The sequence below is a fragment of the Burkholderia sp. AU18528 genome (assembly GCF_002223215.2).
In the GTDB taxonomy this organism is placed as follows: Bacteria; Pseudomonadota; Gammaproteobacteria; order Burkholderiales; family Burkholderiaceae; genus Burkholderia; species Burkholderia semiarida.
On record NZ_NKFC02000006.1, the window covers coordinates 570,484 to 588,072 of the forward strand.

At 70.3% G+C, this 17,589-nt stretch carries 18 protein-coding genes; 6 read left to right on the top strand and 12 right to left on the bottom strand.

Translation table 11 applies throughout. The features are described from left to right. Positions 1–67: 67 nt before the first annotated feature. Positions 68–799, bottom strand: a complete 732-nt coding sequence (locus tag CFB52_RS19375) for a metallophosphoesterase (RefSeq protein WP_099317217.1) — start codon at positions 797–799, stop codon at positions 68–70. A gap of 133 nt (positions 800–932) precedes the next feature. Here CFB52_RS19375 and CFB52_RS19380 point away from each other — a divergent pair, with 133 nt between their 5' ends. Further along, a complete protein-coding gene (locus CFB52_RS19380) occupies positions 933–1,586 on the top strand; it encodes a DUF1345 domain-containing protein (RefSeq protein ID WP_059639115.1) in 654 nt (217 codons plus the stop codon). A 6-nt stretch (positions 1,587–1,592) separates the two neighbouring features. Here the strand turns inward: CFB52_RS19380 and CFB52_RS19385 are convergent, their stop codons facing one another. Beyond that, positions 1,593–2,261 (bottom strand): glutathione S-transferase, encoded by a 669-nt coding sequence (locus CFB52_RS19385; protein WP_059583161.1) that lies wholly within the window; start codon positions 2,259–2,261, stop codon positions 1,593–1,595. A 97-nt stretch (positions 2,262–2,358) separates the two neighbouring features. Next, on the bottom strand, positions 2,359–3,066 hold the full coding sequence (locus CFB52_RS19390) for a class I SAM-dependent methyltransferase (protein ID WP_059582992.1): 708 nt from the start codon (positions 3,064–3,066) through the stop codon (positions 2,359–2,361). Between the two features lie 317 nt (positions 3,067–3,383). Between CFB52_RS19390 and CFB52_RS19395 the strand changes: the two genes are divergently transcribed. Next, positions 3,384–5,036: a DUF3459 domain-containing protein gene (locus CFB52_RS19395; RefSeq protein ID WP_099317879.1), complete on the top strand. Its 1,653-nt coding sequence runs from the start codon at positions 3,384–3,386 to the stop codon at positions 5,034–5,036. 69 nt (positions 5,037–5,105) lie between these two features. Here the strand turns inward: CFB52_RS19395 and CFB52_RS19400 are convergent, their stop codons facing one another. The 5 genes from CFB52_RS19400 to CFB52_RS19420 form a co-directional block, all read right to left on the bottom strand. Beyond that, the gene (locus CFB52_RS19400; protein WP_099317218.1) at positions 5,106–5,690 is read right to left on the bottom strand and encodes a thiamine phosphate synthase; all 585 of its coding nucleotides are present in this window, start codon (positions 5,688–5,690) and stop codon (positions 5,106–5,108) included. A gap of 22 nt (positions 5,691–5,712) precedes the next feature. Then, positions 5,713–7,056 carry a hemolysin family protein gene (locus CFB52_RS19405; protein WP_059582988.1) on the bottom strand — a complete coding sequence of 448 codons (1,344 nt, stop codon included), beginning with the start codon at positions 7,054–7,056 and terminating at the stop codon, positions 5,713–5,715. A 77-nt stretch (positions 7,057–7,133) separates the two neighbouring features. Then, positions 7,134–7,913, bottom strand: a complete 780-nt coding sequence (locus tag CFB52_RS19410; RefSeq protein ID WP_099317219.1) for a sensor histidine kinase KdpD — start codon at positions 7,911–7,913, stop codon at positions 7,134–7,136. A 67-nt stretch (positions 7,914–7,980) separates the two neighbouring features. After that, the gene (locus CFB52_RS19415) at positions 7,981–8,904 is read right to left on the bottom strand and encodes a DMT family transporter (protein ID WP_099317880.1); all 924 of its coding nucleotides are present in this window, start codon (positions 8,902–8,904) and stop codon (positions 7,981–7,983) included. 41 nt (positions 8,905–8,945) lie between these two features. Continuing rightward, positions 8,946–9,803 carry a LysR family transcriptional regulator gene (locus tag CFB52_RS19420; RefSeq protein ID WP_099317220.1) on the bottom strand — a complete coding sequence of 286 codons (858 nt, stop codon included), beginning with the start codon at positions 9,801–9,803 and terminating at the stop codon, positions 8,946–8,948. A 113-nt stretch (positions 9,804–9,916) separates the two neighbouring features. Between CFB52_RS19420 and CFB52_RS19425 the strand changes: the two genes are divergently transcribed. From CFB52_RS19425 to CFB52_RS19435, 3 genes are all read left to right on the top strand, one after another. Further along, complete coding sequence (locus CFB52_RS19425; RefSeq protein ID WP_059639120.1) at positions 9,917–10,300, top strand: tautomerase family protein; 384 nt, start codon at positions 9,917–9,919, stop codon at positions 10,298–10,300. A 139-nt stretch (positions 10,301–10,439) separates the two neighbouring features. Continuing rightward, positions 10,440–12,032: a CHAD domain-containing protein gene (locus tag CFB52_RS19430; protein ID WP_099317221.1), complete on the top strand. Its 1,593-nt coding sequence runs from the start codon at positions 10,440–10,442 to the stop codon at positions 12,030–12,032. A 46-nt stretch (positions 12,033–12,078) separates the two neighbouring features. After that, a complete protein-coding gene (locus CFB52_RS19435) occupies positions 12,079–12,915 on the top strand; it encodes a TOBE domain-containing protein (RefSeq protein ID WP_099317881.1) in 837 nt (278 codons plus the stop codon). Positions 12,916–13,103: 188 nt separating this feature from the next. Here the strand turns inward: CFB52_RS19435 and CFB52_RS19440 are convergent, their stop codons facing one another. The 4 genes from CFB52_RS19440 to CFB52_RS19455 all read right to left on the bottom strand — a co-directional run bounded on the left by CFB52_RS19440 (position 13,104) and on the right by CFB52_RS19455 (position 16,179). Continuing rightward, on the bottom strand, positions 13,104–13,805 hold the full coding sequence (locus tag CFB52_RS19440; protein WP_089465461.1) for a sulfate/molybdate ABC transporter ATP-binding protein: 702 nt from the start codon (positions 13,803–13,805) through the stop codon (positions 13,104–13,106). 64 nt (positions 13,806–13,869) lie between these two features. Then, positions 13,870–14,547 (bottom strand): molybdate ABC transporter permease subunit, encoded by a 678-nt coding sequence (gene modB, locus CFB52_RS19445; protein ID WP_099317222.1) that lies wholly within the window; start codon positions 14,545–14,547, stop codon positions 13,870–13,872. Between the two features lie 10 nt (positions 14,548–14,557). Beyond that, complete coding sequence (modA, locus tag CFB52_RS19450; protein ID WP_060311310.1) at positions 14,558–15,352, bottom strand: molybdate ABC transporter substrate-binding protein; 795 nt, start codon at positions 15,350–15,352, stop codon at positions 14,558–14,560. Positions 15,353–15,480: 128 nt separating this feature from the next. Beyond that, entirely contained in the window at positions 15,481–16,179 is a 699-nt protein-coding gene (locus CFB52_RS19455) for a phosphatase PAP2 family protein (RefSeq protein ID WP_059582970.1), read from the bottom strand. Between the two features lie 259 nt (positions 16,180–16,438). Here CFB52_RS19455 and CFB52_RS19460 point away from each other — a divergent pair, with 259 nt between their 5' ends. Then, the gene (locus CFB52_RS19460; protein ID WP_099317223.1) at positions 16,439–17,545 is read left to right on the top strand and encodes a PHB depolymerase family esterase; all 1,107 of its coding nucleotides are present in this window, start codon (positions 16,439–16,441) and stop codon (positions 17,543–17,545) included. Positions 17,546–17,589 lie beyond the last annotated feature (44 nt).

The window sequence follows — 17,589 nt, forward strand, 5'->3', positions numbered from 1 at the left end:
CTGGCCCGGGCCGGCCCGGCTTGGCCGGGCGGGCTGGGCGCGGTGTGCCGTTGCGCGGCCCGGCGCGTCAGGGCAGCGGCCAGTCGCCCGCGTGGCGTTCGCGCGCTTCGGCCTGCGTCATCGACCACGTGCGGCCGGTGCGCGGCTCGGCGAGCGTCAGCCGCCCGGCCGGCGCGAACGCACCCGTGTCGATGAACCATTGCGCGCCGATCCGCTGCGGCGCACGCACGGGCGTGTGCCCGGTGCACGTCAGCGACAGTCCGGCCTGCCACCCGGGATCCGCGAGCCCCTGCACGAGATCGCGCCCCCAGATCAGCCGCTCGCGCACGTCGTGCGCATAACTGCCCGTATCGAGATCCGCATCCGAGCCGAAGAATTCGGCATGCAGCACGTTGAAGCGCGCCGGGCCGTCGCCGATCACGCGCACGAGCGGCAGCGCGTCGACGCGCGCCGCATGCGCGCGCAGCCGCTCCGGCGGCAGCTCGGCCCCCCAGTCGCCGCCGATGCCGCGCCACGCGTCGAGTGGCAGCTTGCCGTGCGCGACGAGGCTCAGCACTGCCTCGTGATTGCCACGCACGACGTGGCACCACGGCCGGTCGAGCAGGTCGAGCGCGGTTTCGGAGGCCGGGCCGCGGTCGACGAGATCGCCGACCGAGAACAGCCGGTCGCGGGCCGGATCGAAGCGGACGTCGTGCAGCAGCGCGCGCAGCACGTCGACGCAGCCGTGCAGGTCGCCGACGACGAAGTCGCGGCCGGCCGTGTTCGCGGGATGGCGGCAGAGCAGGGCGGTGGCGGTCATCCCCTTATCTTAGGCGCTCGCGCCCATCGCCACGCCACGATGGAATGAGGATAATCGGGGCGCGTTACCTGCCGGCGCGGCGGTTCTCCCGCGCACCGGCCGAATCCTTTCCATCCGCTTTCGGAATCACACGATGACGTTTTATCCGCAGGTATTACGCAACCGGCCGCGCATGGTCGCGGCATTCGTCGCCGGCGTGCTGTGCGCGGTGGTGCTGCCGTTTCCGCTGCGTCCGACCGCGCGCGCGCTGATCGGCTGGGATTGCGCGGTCTGGCTGTATCTGGTGCTGATGTGGGTGCGCATGGTCACCGCGCATCATCACAAGGTGCGCGAAGTCGCGATCCGCGAGGACGAAAACGCGACGACCGTGCTGACCGTCGTGTGCCTCGCCACCGTCGCGAGCGTGGCGGCGATCGCGATCGAACTCGCGACCGCCAGGAGCGTCGGCTTCAGCGCGGGGCTCAGCCACTACGCGATCACGGGCGCGACGCTGTTCGGCGCCTGGTTCCTGATCCCGACGATCTTCACGCTGCACTATGCGCGGCTCTATTACGGCTCGCCGAGCAGCGATCGCGCGCTCCGTTTCCCGGACCAGCACCCCGAGCCCGATTACTGGGATTTCCTGTATTTCGCGTTTACGCTCGCGGTCGCGTCGCAGACGGCCGACGTGTCCCTCGCGAACCGTTCCGCGCGCCGTTCGGTGCTCGCGCAGTCGATCCTGTCGTTCTACTTCAACATGGCCGTGCTCGGCTTGTCGATCAATGTCGCGGCGGGGCTGCTGAGCTGACGCCGGTTACTTGAGCAGGTCGTACCGGCCGCCGCGTTCCAGCGCACGCCGGTACGCGGGCCGTGCATGGATCGCGTCGAGAAAGCGCGCGATCGCGGGATACCGGCTGCCGCCGCCGCGTGCGGTCGCGGCCTCGAGCGGAAAGCTCATCTGGATGTCGGCCGCGCTGAAGCGGTTGCCGACGAACCAGCCGGTGCGCGCCAGCGCGCTGTCGACGTGGCCGAGATGCAGGTCGATCTGCGGATCGACGAAACCCGACTGCAGCGTCGCGGCGATCTTGCGTGCGATCGGCCGCGCGAAGAACGGCATCGGCGCATGCGCGATCCGCAGCGCGACGAGCTTGAGCAGCAGCGGCGGCATCGCCGACCCTTCCGCGTAGTGCAGCCAGTATGTGTAGTCGTGCCGCTCCGGCGAGCCGGGCGGCGGCGCGAGCCGCCCGTCGCCGTAGCGTGCGACCAGGTATTCGATGATCGCGCCCGATTCGGCGAAGGTGCGACCGTCGTCGGTCACGACGGGCGACTTGCCGAGCGGATGGATCGCGCGCAATTCGGCCGGCGCGAGCATCGTCTTCGGATCGCGTTCGTAGCGCACGATCTCGTACGGCACATCCAGTTCTTCGAGCAGCCAGAGCACGCGCTGCGAACGCGAGTTGTTCAGGTGATGGACGGTAAGCATGTCGAGGCCGGAAGGGGGCGGGAACGACATCATACCGAGCGCGGGCGGCGCGTTCGCGAAAGGCGTGATGCGTGCCGTCGCACGTCGCGTCGAACCGTCACGTGCGCCGCACCGCGATCCACGCGCCCCAGAACAGGCTCGCGAAAAAACGCAGCGGCGCATCGAAGCCCGCGTCGCGCAGCAGCGCGAACACGGCTTCCTCGGACGCGGGCGGATCGGCGCCCTGCAGGATCTTCGCGAGTTGCGCGCGCACGGCGTCGGGCGTGGCGCCCTTCATGCGCCAGCGTTGCTGCCACGCATCGAGCAGGCGCGGGTGATCCGCGTAGCGGCGATGGTTGCCGGCGAGCACGAGCGGCGCGCCGGGCTTCAGGCGTCGCGCGATCGCGCGCAGCAGCGCGGCTTTCGCGTCGTCGCCCGGTACGTGATGCAGCACGCCGATCAGCGTCGCGCCGTCGAACGCGGGTGCGTCGGGCAACGCGTCGACGGCATCCTCGACGAACGTCGTCCGCGCGCCGAAACCCGCGGCTTCGACGTTCGAGCGCGCGAGCGCGAGCATCGGCGCGGACGGGTCGACGGCCGTGAATTGCCAGCCCGGTTCCAGCGCGGCCGCGACGCAGATTTCCTGGCCCGTGCCGCCCGCGCCCGCGACGAGCATCCGTGCATCGGCCGCACCGATCGCCGACGCGAGCATGCAGGCGGCGAGTTCGTGGCAGGCATCGTAGCCGGCGAGCGCGATGCGCGATTGCTCGGCATATTCGTGTGCGCGTGACGGATCGAATTTCGCGGCGCTGGCGGGAAGCGACATGGCGGAGTCCTCGAGTCAGGGGGCGGACGACGTGTCCGCGAACGTGACGCAAAGCGTAGGTGCGCGAGGCCGGCGCAACAAGGCGAGCGGTCATTCCGGTATGCCGACTACCCGACTCGCCGGCACGTGCCGGCCGGCGGTTACGACCGCTGGTTTGCCGGGGTCGATTCGCATTTAAAAATGTCTGACCACGCCGCATCGCGGCGGCAAATCCGGCGCATACTCGTTTCTCCCCCCGCCTGGCCTTCGCATGCCGGGCCCCGATGCGCTGCGCCATTGGCGCGGCCATGCCGCTCGGTACGCACGAGGAGCGCATGATGTCCGATTGTCCGCACGATCCGTACGCGCAGCACTACATCCACTGCTTGCCGTTTGGCGCGCAGCCCTGCGGCGCGCTCTGCACGACGCCGCGCACGCATTTCCGCGTGTGGGCGCCCGGCAGCACGCACGTCGAGCTCGAACTCGATACCGGCTACGGCCCGACGCTCATCCCGATGACGAGTGCCGGCCCGAACTGGTTCGAAGTCTTCGTCGATTGCGGCGCGGGCGCGCGATACCGCTATCGTCTCGACGATACCGTGTCGATTCCCGATCCCGCGTCGCGCTCGCAACCCGAAGGGCTCAACGGCCCGAGCGAGGTCGTCGATCCGCGCGCGTTCACGTGGCGCAATACGTTCTGGCACGGGCGCGCGTGGGAGGACATCGCGCTCTATGCGATCCGCCCGCACGCGGTGGGCGGCTTCGACGGCGTGCGCCGCCGCCTGCCGCGGCTCGCGCGCCTCGGCGTGACCGCGCTGGAGCTGCTCGCGTCGCCGCACGACAGCCTGCCGTTCGCGCCGCTCGCGGCCGAAGGCGGCCCGGCCGCGTTGAAGGCGCTGATCGACGATGCGCATGGCTACGGTCTCGCGGTGCTGCTCGAGCTCGACTATGCGCGCTTCGGCAGCGGCACCGATGCGCTTCGCCACTACGCGGGGCCGTTCTTCCATACGCGCGACGATCCGTTGCAGGCCGCGCCGCTCGCGCTCGATCATCCGGAAGTGTGCGATTTCTTCTGCGACAACGCGCTGTACTGGATCGACGAATACCGCTGCGACGGGCTGCGCCTGCGCGAAGCCGACCGGATCGGCGTGTCGTGGCTGCGCGAGATCGCGGATCGCGTGCGCGCCGCCGTGCCGGCCGACCGGCTGATCCACCTCGTGCTCGGCAGCGAGCGGCATCCGGCGCATCTCGCCGATACCCATTTCGATGCGCAGTGGAACGGGTGCGGCGAGCGGGCGCTGCACCGGCTCACGGGGCGCGACACGTCGGCGCATGAAGGCATTTCCACGCATCAGTCGATTCACACGCTCGCCCGCGCGCTGACCGCGGCCGGCGCGGCGTACCAGCCGGCCGCATCGGCGGACGGAATGGCCGCCGAAGGCGGCCTGTCGCTGACGTCGCTCGTGCTGTCCGATGGCGCCTGGCGCGACACCGGCCCGGGCGACAGCGGGCAAGCGGCCGGCCTGGCCGCGCTCGCGCTGTCGCTGCTCACGCCGCAGATCCCGCTGATCTTCGACGAAACCGCGCGCGACATCGATCGTGCGCATTTCGTGCAGTCGGCGCTCGCGGTGCGCGCGAAGCTGATCGCGCCCAGGCTGTCCGATTGCCGGCCGCAGGAAGCCCATGCGCTGAAGGCGGACGGCGACGGCGATGCCGACGCGCTGTGCGCATCGTGGCGGCTTGCCGACGACGAGACGTTGACGATCGCGTTGAACCTGTCGCCCGATGCGGTGCCGTTCGACGCGCCGGGCGGGCGGGTGGTGTTCGAGACGCCGGCGCGCGCGCGCGACCGGGTCGATGAAGGGGAGTTGCCGCCGTATTCGCTGGTCGCGTGGCTGACCGGTGACGTCAATCGCTATGCGCTGACGCACGACGTGCGTCGCATCGACGACGGTTCATGGCGCGCGATGCGTCCGCACCTGAACGCATGAGCGCATGAACGCCTGAGTCGATGAACGTGTGAAGCGGCGGGGCCGGCCGCGCTGCCGGAGGGGGCCGAATTACCAGAACCCGCGAATGCCCGCGATCCCGTACGCGCCGTGACGGCGCGCGTCGTCGAGGTGTGCATGCGTCAGGCCGCCGAGCGCGAACACGGGCATCGCGGCCTGTGCGGACAGCATGCCGAATTGCGCCCAGCCGAGCGTCGGCGCGCCGGGATGACTCAACGTGGGCAGCACCGGCGACAGCGTGACGAAATCCGCGCCGGCGCGCGCGGCCAGCAGCAGATCTTCCGGTGAGTGGCACGCGGCGGACACCCATCGTCCGGCCGGCAGCGGCCGTTGCGCGACGGCGCGCAACGCGGGGCCGTCGAGATGCCAGCCGGCGCCGTCGAGCCGCATCACGCCGGCTGCCTCGATCGGGCCGTTCAGCATCAGGTGCGCGCCGGCCGCGTCGCAGCGCGCGAGCGCCGCGGCGGCCAGCGACGCGAACGCGGCCGCGTCGAGCGATTTGACGCGCAGTTGCACGAGCGTTTCGCCGCGCGCGAGCACGGCCGACAGCCGGTCGAGGAACGCGGCCCGATCGGCCGCCGACGCGGACGCCGGTTCCGGCGTGATCACGCAGCAGCGCGGCAGCGGCGCGTTCATCGCGCGATGCGACGCGCGGCCGTCATTCGTCGGCCTCCTTCGCGATCTTCGGATAGACGCGCACGAGCACGATGCGCGGCCCGTTCATCTTCTTCACGACGATGTCGAAGCGGTCGAACGACACGCGCTGCCCTTCGGTCGGCAGGTCGCTGAGCGCCTGGATCACGAGGCCGCCGACCGACTCCGCGCGGCCTTCGTCGATGTCGATGCCGAGCGCCTGCTCGAGCGACACGACGGGCAGGCTGCCCTTGCCCATCAGCGTGCCGTCGTCGAGGCGGCTCCAGTCGGCGTCGCCCTGGCGGAATTCGTCGTGGATCTGGCCGACCAGCGCGCCGAGCAGGTTGTCGAGCGTCAGGAAGCCGATCGGCTTCTCGCCCTTGCTGCCGACCAGCGCGAAGTGCGGGGCGCCCTTGCGGAAGCGGCGGAACAGCTCCAGCGCCGGCGTATCGGGCTTCACGTACTGGACCGGGCGCACGTAGTCGGAGAGATCCTCGAGCGCGGCGCCCGCGTGACGCGCGAGCAGCAGGTCCTTCAGGTGGATCAGCCCGCTCACCTGTTCGCGCGACGCATCCTCGAACAGCGGATAACGGCTGAAGCGGTGCCGCGCGACGATTTCCATGTTGTCGGGCAGCGGCAGGTCGCGCCGCAGGCCGATCATTTCATGGGCCGGCCGCATCAGGTCCGACACGGTCATCGACGAAAAATCGAGCGAATGCGCGAGCGTGTTCCACTCGTCGTTGCTGTACGTGCCGCGCGCCGGCTGCGCCGCATTGCCGGCCGCGCTGCGGCGGCTGCGCAGGATCAGCTTCAGCTCGTCGGTCGAATAGTGCGCGTCGCCGCCGTGGTCGGCCGACAGCCCCGCGAGCCGCAGCACCGCGTTGGCGCTGGTGTTGAGCACCCAGATCGCCGGATACATCGCCCAGTAGAACGCGTAGAGCGGCAGCGCGACCCACAGGCCGACCTTCTCCGACTGGCGGATCGCCATCGATTTCGGCGCCAGTTCGCCGACGACGATGTGCAAAAACGAGATCAGCGAGAACGCGAACACGAGCGAGATCAGGTGCACGACGCGCTCGGACTCGACGCCGATCAGGTCGAGCAGCGGGCCGATCAGTTGCGCGAACGCAGGTTCGCCGACCCAGCCGAGGCCGAGCGACGCGAGCGTGATGCCGAGCTGGCACGCGGAAAGGTATGCGTCGAGCCGGCCGTGCACGAGGCCGAGGATGCGCCCGCGCAGGCCGTGCTTGCGGGCGAGGGTCTTGACGCGCGTTGCGCGGAGTTTGACGAGGCCGAATTCGGCCGCAACGAAGAACCCGTTCAGGGCCACCAGGAACAACGCGCCGATGAGCGCGAAGATCTGTAACAAAGAATCGCTCCGGTTATGACAGGCCCGTCAGTATAGGGCGCGGAAAGGAAGTTGTAATGTATCGGGCGGCCGATCGCTTACACCGGCGCCTCGCACGGAATCGAGAACGTGATGGTGGCGGGCGCGCCGTCGGCGAACCCGTCGTGCGCGAACGTGCCGCCGTGCGCGAGTGCGACGCGCTGGCACAGCGCCAGCGTCCACGCGCTGCGTTTCGCGTCGCGCTCGCGCAGCATTTCGCGCCGCGCGAACGATTCGAATACGTGCGGCCGCGCGGGATCGACGAGCACGTCGGCGTTCACGGTGCACGTGGCGCGCGCGGTGAACTGCGCGCCGTCGCGCGTGCATGCGAACGCGACGCGGCTGCCCGCGGCGCTGGCCTCGACGGCTGTCGTCAGCAGGGTCCAGAGCGCCTGCGCGACGCGTTCGCGATCGACGGCGAGCGACGGCTCGCCGTCCGGCAGCGTCGCGTCGAGCGCGACCTCGCGTGCGTCGGCGAGCGCGAAGCGCACGAGCGCCAGCGTGTCGTCGAGCAGCGCGCGCAGCGCGAACCGCTGCGGCGCGAGCGCGAGTGTGCGCGTTTGCGCGCGCGGCGCGTCGAGCACGTCGTCGATCAGCGCGACCTGCTGGTCGATGCCGGTGCGGATGCCCGCGAGCGCGCGCTGCAGGTTCGGATCGGCATTGGCGAGCTGGCGTTCGAGCACGTAGGCCCAGCTGTGCATCGCATTCAGCGGGCTGCGCAGGTCGTGTGACGCGGTGGAGAGCGCCTGGTCGCGCAGGAACAGCGCCGCCTGGGCGGCGTAGTGCGCTGCGCGTTCGCGCAGCAGGTCGGCGGCGGGATCGACGGAATGGGGCGTCACGGAGCTGGCCTGTCGGAAACGGTTGGCGTAAGGGTCACGCGAATCGTCATTATAGGGACGGTGGCGATCACGCCGGCAGCGCGTCCTCGTCCTTTTTCCGCGCGGCGCCGTTCGGCAGCAACTGGCACGCGAGCAGGCCGGCCAGCATCAGCGCGCAGCCGACGAGCGCGCGCAGCGTCAGCGTTTCGTCGAGCGCGGCCCACCCGGCGATCGCCGCGAACACGCCTTCCATGCTGAAGATCACGGCCGCGTGCGCGGGCGCCGCGTCGCGTTGCGCGACGACCTGCAGCGTATAGCCGACGCCGACCGACAGCAGCCCGCCGTACAGCAGCGTGGGCAGCGCGCCGCGCAGCATCGCGACGCTGACCGGCTCGACCGCCAGGCCGACGGCGAGGCACGCCACGCCGCACACGGCGAACTGCAGGAACGCGAGCACGAGCGGATCGTGGCGTTTCGCGAGATGGCCGACCGCCATCACGTGCGCGGCGATGATGACGGCGCCCGCGAGCTGGAACCAGTCGCCGTAGAGCACCGAGAAGTGCTCGTCGATGCTCAGGAAATACAGGCCGATCGCGGCCAGCAACGCGCCGAACCACGTGCCCGCGCCGATCCGGTGCCGCGCGAACACGCCCATCAGCGGCACGATCACGACGTACAGCGAGCTGATGAAGCCGGCGTTGGCGATCCGCGTGTATTGCAGGCCGACCTGCTGCAGCGAGATCGACACGGCGAGCAGCCCGCCGAGCGCGAGGCCCGGCAGCAGCAGCGCCGGTTCGCGCCGGGTGGCCGCGAGCTGCATGCGCGATGCGTGATTCACCACCAGCAGCGGCACCAGCACGATTGCGCCGAGCAGGAAGCGCAGCCCGGTGAACAGGAACGGCCCGATCACGTCGAGGCTCAGGCGTTGCGCGACGAACGCGGAGCCCCAGATCGCGGCGGCGCCGAGCATCAGCAGGTTGGCGCGGAGGTGCTTGCGGGCGTCGGGCTTCATCGGCATTCGTCTGGAGATTGCGGGCGGCGGAACCCGCGAGTTTACGCCGAGATTGCCAGGCTGTCGGCAAACCTGCGCAGCGCGGCGGCGGCCCGGGCGTCGCGGACGCGTGAATACAGCACGACCTGCGACTGCGGCAGCACCGGCAGCCCGAATTTCGCGCCGACGTCGACCAGCGTGCGTGGGGCGACGCGCCGTGCGAGCGGGCAGACGGCCAGCCCCGCCGCGGCGGCGGCCGAGACCGCCGCGACTCCGCCGCCCGTGAAGCGCTCGCGCCACGGCAGCCCCGCGCGGTCGAGCGCGCGCAGCGCGGCGGCCCGCACGCCGCAGGGGCCGGCCAGCACCGCGAGCGGCAGCGGCTCGCCCGCGCGCGGCACCCAGTCGGGCGCGGCGAGCCACGCCAGCGGCTCGGTGAACAGTAGCGTGCCGTCGTCGCGCGGCGGGTCTTCGCCGGGCTCGTGCCGGACGATCACCGCGTCGAACCGCCGTTCGTCGTATTGCGGGAGCAGGCTCGTCGACGCCCCGAGATGCATTTCCAGCGACAGCCCCGGATCCTGCCGGTGCAGGCTCGTGAGCACGGCCGGCAGGTCGTGCACCGCGACGTGCTCGCTGACGCCGAGCGACAGGCGCACCGTGCCGGTCGAGATCGCGCCGAGCGCATGTTCGTGCGCATCGAGCAGCGCGCGGGCGGCCGGCAGGAAATGCTCGCCGTCGGCGGCCAGCTTGACGACGCGCGGCGTGCGCGCCAGCAGCGGCTTGCCGAGGTGGGCTTCCAATCGTTTCAGCTTCAGGCTGACGGCCGATTGCGTGGTGCCGAGCGCATCGGCGGCGCGCGTGAAGCTCGCGAGATCGGCGACCAGCACGAACGCGCGGACGGCATCGAGATCGAGTACTTTCATTTCCAATGAAAATGGATGAAATATTGATCAATGACTGTTCATTATAGATCGGCGGGCCTAACCTGACGCCGTGTTTTCGTTCTTCAACGTCATTCACCGACAGGAGCAGGACCATGCCATTCACCCGTATCGCCGTACGCGAAGGCAAACCGGCCGCCTACCGCGCGGCACTCGTCGACGGCGTGCATCGCGCGCTGATGCAGACGTTCAACGTGCCCGAGGACGACATCTTCATGGTCGTGACCGAGCATGCGGCCGAGAACTTCGTGTTCGGCCGCCACTACTACGATATCGAACGCAGCGACGATCTCGTGATGATCCAGATCACCGCGAACAACACGCGCACGCTCGAGCAGAAGCGGGCGCTGTACCGGACGATCGCCGAGAACCTCGCGCAACAGCCGGGCGTGCGGCAGGAAGACGTCTTCATCAGTCTTGTCGAGGTGCTGAAGGAGAACTGGTCGTTCGGCAACGGCATCGCGCAATACGCGGTCTGACGCGCCGGCTTGATCCGCCACGGCGCGACGGGGCCGGATCGGCGCCTGCGCGTTTGGGCGGCGTGTACTATGGAAGCTGCTTCACGAGCGACGCCGGCGCGGTCGATGCGCCGGCGATCCTTGATGTGCGGGAGCCTCCATGTCGCGTGCGCTGGAAATCGTGTTGTCGTTGTCGCTGGAAGGATGGCCGGGAAAGGGCGCGGGCCGCACCAGCGGTGCGCAGCGCGACTTCGGCGCCGAGCTCGTGCGTGCGTGGCGGATCTGCCCGCAGGTCCGGATGCGGCGCGGCCACGAGCGCGTGACGATCGAGCCGTGCCAGATCGACGAGGCCGAGCGCAGCCCCGGCGCGAGCTGGTGGACCTGGGTCGAATCGAACGCGCATGGCACGCGGGTCGTCGCGTCGCGCACCGAAACGTTCGCCCCCGGCGTCACGCAGCGCGAGCTGTTCGACGCCGAGCACGCGGGCATCGTCGTCGCGACGCCGCTGCCGATACCGGCGTCGGCCGCCGAAATCGACGGCGTTGCGCCGGACACCGACGAAGCGCGATCCCAGGCAGCGGCGCCGCGCATCGTCAGCGAACGGCGGCGCGGGCGCTGGGCCGACGACAGCGGCGTCGTGGTCGAAATGACGCTCGACGACATCACGCTGCACGGCGGCGGCGAGCCGCCGCGCCGCTACGTCGAGCTGCGCCTGGCCGCGCCCGACTGGGAAACCGTTGCCGCGCGCACGGCCGCGCTGCACGCGCTGTTCGCCGCGGCGCGCGAACTGAGCGGCGCATGGCCCGCGTTCGTGCAACTGACGAGCGTGATCGACCGCGCCTGTGCGGGCGGCCCGGTGGCCGCCGTGCTGGTCAAGGCGCGGCCCGTCGACCTGACCGGCATCCGCACGCAGCGCGCCGCGCTGTTCGCGCTGGCCGGCGACATCACCGCGCAGTGGCTCGGCAACGAGTGCGGCGTGCTCGATCGCGACGATCCCGAATTCGTCCACCAGATGCGCGTCGCGCTGCGCCGCCTGCGCACGCTGATGCGCTTCTTCCCGCGCTTCACCGATCGTCGATGGAAGGACACGCTCGGCGTCGACCTGCGCTGGCTCGCCGCCCTGCTCGGCACGGTGCGCGACTGGGACGTGTTCGCGACCGAGAGCCTGCCTGCGCTGATCGCGGCCGACGGCGGCGGCGGCGACTGGGACGGCACGCTCGACGCCGCCCGCGCGCAGTCGATGGTCGCGCGCGTCGAGCTGCGGCAGGCGCTGCATTCGGCTCGCTATGCGCGGCTGACGCTCGGCTGGCTCGAATGGCTGAGCGCGCTCGCGCTGCCGGCCGCCGACGGCGACGACGCGCCGTCGCTGCGGCGTCACGCGACCAAGCGCGTGCGGCGGCTGTTCGGTCATCTCTACGGCTCGCCGTCGCTCACGTCGCTCGACACGGCGGCACGCCATCAGGTGCGGATCGATGCGAAGCGGCTGCGTTACGCGCTCGAATTCTTCACGTCGCTGGCGTCGCGCCGCACGCGCAACGAGACGGTCAAGACGCTGGCGCGCGTGCAGGGCGTGCTCGGCGAGGCGAACGACGCGATGGTCGCGCTTCACCATCTCGAGCAACTGGGGGCGCCGCCGTATCAGCTCGGTTTCGTGCGCGGCTACGGCGCCGCGCTCGAACAGCGCGCGGCGCGCGACGCCGAAGCGCTGCTGGCCAGCCTGCGGCCGCCGAAGCTCGACGGCAAGCCGGGCTGAGCGCCGCCTCTATAATGGCCGCCCGTTTTCCATACGCATGCCGATGATGACCGACGCCCCGCATTCTTCCTCGTCCACCGGACCGCTCGAACTGGCCGGCGAGCTGTGGTTGCGCGCCGGCGAACAGACGCTCGGCGGCGCGACGCGCATCGCGCTGCTCGCGGCGATCGGCGACACCGGTTCGATCACGCGCGCGGCCAAGGCCGTCGGCCTCAGCTACAAGGCCGCGTGGGACGCGGTCGACACGATGAACAATCTCGCCGGCGAACCGCTCGTCGCGCGCTCGACGGGCGGCAAGGGCGGCGGCGGCACGACGCTGACGCCGCGCGCGACGTCGCTGATCGCCGCGTTCCGCACGATCGAGCGCGAGCATCGCCGCTTCATCGAGGCGGCGAGCGCGGCCGTAGCCGGCTTCGACGTCGACTGGGCGCTGATCGGCCGGATCGGGATGAAGACGAGCGCGCGCAACCAGTGGTTCGGCAAGGTTGCGTCGATCGTGCGCGGCACCGTCAACGACGAGGTGACGCTTGTGCTGCCTGGCGGGCAGGCCGTCGTCGCCGTGCTGACGCACGAAAGCGCCGACGCGCTCGGGCTGCGGGAAGGCGAGCACGCGTGCGCGCTGGTGAAGGCGTCGTGGGTCGTGCTCGCGGTCGACGATGGCGGGCCCGACCTGAAAGTTTCCGCGCGCAACCGGCTGCACGGCAGCGTGGAAGCCGTCGCGGCGGGTGCGGTGAACAGCGAGGTGACGCTGGCGCTCGACGGCGGCGGAACGCTGACGGCCGTCGTGACCAACGACAGCGTCGATGCGTTGCAGCTCGACGCGGGCCGGCGGGCCATCGCGCTGTTCAAGGCGTCGAGCGTGATTCTGGCGGTGACGGGCTGACCCGGCGGGCAGCGCGAGCGCGGCACTCGCTTGCCGGCGCCCGTCGTGCGAGGAACGGGGCGAAGCCGCTACCGCCCGCGTGCGCATCGCACCGGCTTCGTTTTCCGCTATCGGCATGTGTCGCGACGCGGCTTCTCCCGGGTTCCAACGTGGCGGCAAACGCCACGATCACGGCCACGGCCGCGTGCTCACGAGACGCGCGTCTGCCACTCCGCGTGCGGCGAGTTCGCCTGCACGCGTCCTTCGCTCAACTGCACGACCTGGTCGCCGAACGCGGCGACGTCGTCGGGGTCGTGCGAGATCAGCACCATCGGGATGTCGAGCCGCGCCTGCAGTTCGGCGAGCTCGTGACGCATGCGCTGGCGCATCGCGCCGTCGAGCGCCGCGAACGGTTCGTCGAGCAGCAGGATGCGCGGCTGCGCGACCAGCGCGCGCGCGAGCGCGACGCGCTGCTTCTGCCCGCCCGATAGCTGCGACGGATATTGCCCCGCGAGCGATTCGAGGTCGAACGCGCGCAGCCAGTACGCGACTTCCGGCGGCACCGTCCTCGCGCGCGGGTTGCGCAGCCCGGACGTGAGCCCGAACGCGATGTTCTGCCGCACGTTCAGATGCGGAAACAGCGCGTAGTCCTGGAACAGGTACGCGACACGGCGTTCGCGGGTCGGCACGTCGATGCGGCGCGCGGCGTCGAACAGCGGCTCGCCGTTCAGCGTGATCGTGCCTGCGTCGGGCGTCAGCAGCCCGGCGATCGCCTGCAGCGTCATGCTCTTGCCCGCGCCGGACGGCCCGAACAGCACGACGCGCTGCATCGCCGCCGTGAACGACACATCGAGCGTGAAGCGGCGCTCGGCGTTCGCGTAGGTCTTGCGGATGTCGACGACGAGGCTCATGCGGGCCTCCGCCGAAGCGGGCCGGCTGCCGGACGGCACCGGCGATGCGGACAGGGCACGCGCTTCATGTCGGTTGGCTCCGCCGTGCGCGCGACGGTACGAGCCAGCCGGTCGCGAGCAGCACCAGCACGCAGGTGATCGACGTCACCAGCACGAGGAAATTGGCCGTGTTGTCGTCGCCGGCCTGCACGGCCGCGTAGATGGCGACCGACAGCGTCTGCGTGCGGCCGGGCAGGTTGCCGGCGATCATCAGCGTCGCGCCGAATTCGCCGAGCGCGCGCGCGAATGCGAGCAGCGCCCCCGCGAGAATCCCGCGCGTGGCGAGCGGCAGCGTCACGCGGAAGAACACCGCCACTTCGCCGAGCCCGAGCGTGCGCGCGGCGCGCTCGAGATGCGGATCGACGCCTTCGAACGCCGCGCGCGCCGATTTCAGAATCAGCGGAAACGCGACGACCATCGACGCGATCACCGCGCCTTGCCACGTAAACACCAGCTCGATGCCGAGCGTGTCGAGCCACGCGCCGAACACGCCGCGCCGGCCGAGCAGCACCAGCAGGTAATAGCCGAGCACCGTCGGCGGCAGTACGAGCGGCAGCGTCAGCACGGAATCGACGACGTCGCGCAGCGGCGAGCGCCAGCGCGCGAGCACGAACGCGGCCGCGACGCCGAGCACGACGTCGAGCGCGGTCGCCCAGCCGGCAACCTTCAGCGACAGCAGCAGCGGGACCCAGGCGTCTTGCATCGCGAGTCGCTCACTGGGCGGGCTTGAAGCCGAACGTCGACAGCACGGCCTGGCCCTGCGGCGACGCGACGAAATCGATGAACGACTGCGCCTGCGCGGCGTGGCGGCTGTCCTTGACCACCGCGATCGGGTAGGTGATGGCCGTCCGGGTCGGCACCGTCAGCGCGACTTTCACGCGGCCCGGCATGATCGCGGCGTCGGTACCGAACACGAAGCCCGCGTCGACCTCGCCGCGCGCGACGTAGTCGAGGCTCTGGCGCACGTTGGCGGCCAGCACGCCCTTCGCGCTGACCGCCTCCCACACGCCGGCCGCGCGCAGCGCGCCCTCGGTGTAGCGGCCGACCGGCACCGACGCCGGGTCGCCGTATGCGATGCGTTTCACGCCGGGCGCGGCCAGGTCGTTCAGCGACGTCGGCGCGGCCGCGTGGCTGTCGGCCGGCACGATCAGCACCAGCGAGTTCGCCGCGAAATCGCGGCGTGTGCCGGGCGCGATCACCTTTTCGTTCACCGCGCGATCCATCGCCTTCTGGTCGGCCGATGCGAACACGTCGGCCGGCGCCCCCTTGGCGATCTGCTGCATCAGCACGTCCGATGCGCCGAAGTTGAGCAGCACCCTGGTGCCCGGATGCTGCTTCTCGTACGCGTCGCCGACGGCCTTGAACGCGTTCGTCAGGCTGGCGGCGGCCGACACGACCAATTCGTCGGCGGCCGAAGCGGGCGCGCTGAACGCGAACCCGGCGGCAAGCGCGGCGAGCGGCAGCAGGCGAAGCAGGGTGCGGCGAAGCGGACGGACGGTTGAGCGCATGGCGGATTCGTTTTGAATGGGAGGAAACCGTAATCGTAATATAGGGCGGGTTATAACGCTCGGCATACTGCTCATGCGGCGGTGTGCATGAAATGGTCGGACGTGAAAAGGAGCGGCCCGGCAGCCGGTCACGCGTGAAGCGTATGCGGCGCCGATTCGGTGCGCTGCAGCGACGACGGCTGCGACGCGGGATGGTAGTTCGGGTTGGCCTTCCAGCGCGCGCGGACGAACGGGCGCTCGTGCCCCGACAGTTCCAGCGCGACCTTGGTGACCCAGCGGTGTGATGGCACCGCGATGCCGTGCAGCGCCACGGTGACGAGCGCGAGGCTCGCGACGACCGCGGGCACCGACCAGCGGTGCGGCACCGCGCGCCACGAGCCGGCGATGAACGTGAGCGCGGCGAGCGCGCCGACGATGCAGCCGGTGATCGATTCGGACGGCGAATGCGCGTCGAGCGCGACGCGCGACACGCCGACCGCGATCCCGGCCGTCAGCCCGAGCGCGATGCCGGCGATCCGCAGCGGCGTGCGCGTGCGGATCAGCGCGAGGAAAATCGCAACCGGATACACCGACGTCGACAGCATCGCATGGCCGCTGAACCCGGTGAAATCCCACGCGCGGATGCCGATGCCCCAGCCGAGGAACGCGATCTTCGTGAGCGCCACCACGCCGATCGCGGCCGCGAGCACGCCGAGCCATGCGGCCGCGCGTTGCCACGAATAGCCGAGCGCGAGCCACACGGCAATCGTGATCGCGAGCGGCAAGGTCAGGCCGGCGCCGCCGAACGCGGTGATCATGATCCACAGGTGAGAGGGCAGGTCGAACATCGGGAAGGGGACGAACGAAGGCGGGGAGAATGCTTAAATCAACGCGCGAGCCGGGCAGAACGACTACAACGGATACAAGCGGCGAAACCCCAGTATAGCGCCGCGTCCGCATGAGGCCCGTTTTTTGCGCCGCCGGGAACTATCGGCGCGCAGGAAAAATCCCAGAAACAATGCTATGGTGCATTGCACAAAGTTGAACGGTGCACCCATTGCGGCGCTTTCATGGCGCCCCTATTTTTCCTGACTGCGAGCCCGATCGATGACCAAAAGTCTGACCAAGGTGTGGCTGGGCGGCATGAAACGCATGCTGTCTCCGGCCGCCAAGCGCGGCGCGCGCGATGCGCAACGCATCGCACGCGACGCACTCGAGGCCGCCTCTCCCGCCGTGTCCGATCTGTCCCCGCCACGCGAATCGCGCGTACGGCCGCGCGCGGCCGCATGGGCGGCGGGTGAGTGGACGCGCGGCGAACATCCGATGACGCCCGCGCTCGGGCGGCTCGTCCAGAACCTCGCGTACGGGCTCTACGTACCGCCCGGCCGGCAGCGCGGCGCGATGCCGCTCGTCGTGATGCTGCACGGATGTCAGCAGTCGGCGGATGAATTCGCGCAGGGCACGCGGATGAACCTGCTGGCCGACAAGCACGGCTTCGCGGTGCTGTATCCGGAACAGTCGCTGCGCGCGCACGCGCACGGCTGCTGGCACTGGTATGAAGACACCGACCGCGCGGGGCGCGGCGAGGCGGACACGGTGGCGTCGCTGGTCGACGCGCTGGTCGACGAGCACGGTTTCGACGCGTCGCGCGTCTACGTCGCCGGGCTGTCGGCCGGCGCGGGGCTCGCGTCGCTTCTTGCACTGCACCATCCGGAGCGCTTCGCGGCGATCGCGTTGCACTCGGGCCCCGCGCTCGGCGAGGCGAACTCCGGCATTACCGCGATGGACGTGATGCGGCGCGGCCTGCGCCAGAACCCGGCCGCGGCGGTCGATGCGCTGGTCGATACCGGTGCGTATCCCGGCATGCCCGTGCTGATCGTCCAGGGCGACGGCGATCATGTCGTCGCGCCGAAGAATGCCGATCAACTGACCGTGCAGTTCATGCGCCTGAACGGGCTTGCCGACAGCCGCGGTGCGCTGCGCGGCGGCGAGCGCGTCGAGACGCGCGAAACGGGTGTGCAGATCACCGATGTGTGTCGCGACGGTGAGCCAGTCGTGCGGCTGTGTCACGTGAAAGGGCTCGCCCACGCGTGGGCCGGCGGCGACGAAGCCGTGCCGTTTCACGCGGCGGTCGGCCCCGACGCAAGCGCGATGATCTGGTCCTTTTTCGAAACCTATCGCCGCACTGTGGCGACGGAACGACGCACCGTCTGATCGATGCTGGTCAAAGCCTAGGGTTTTCCCTATAATTCGGGAAA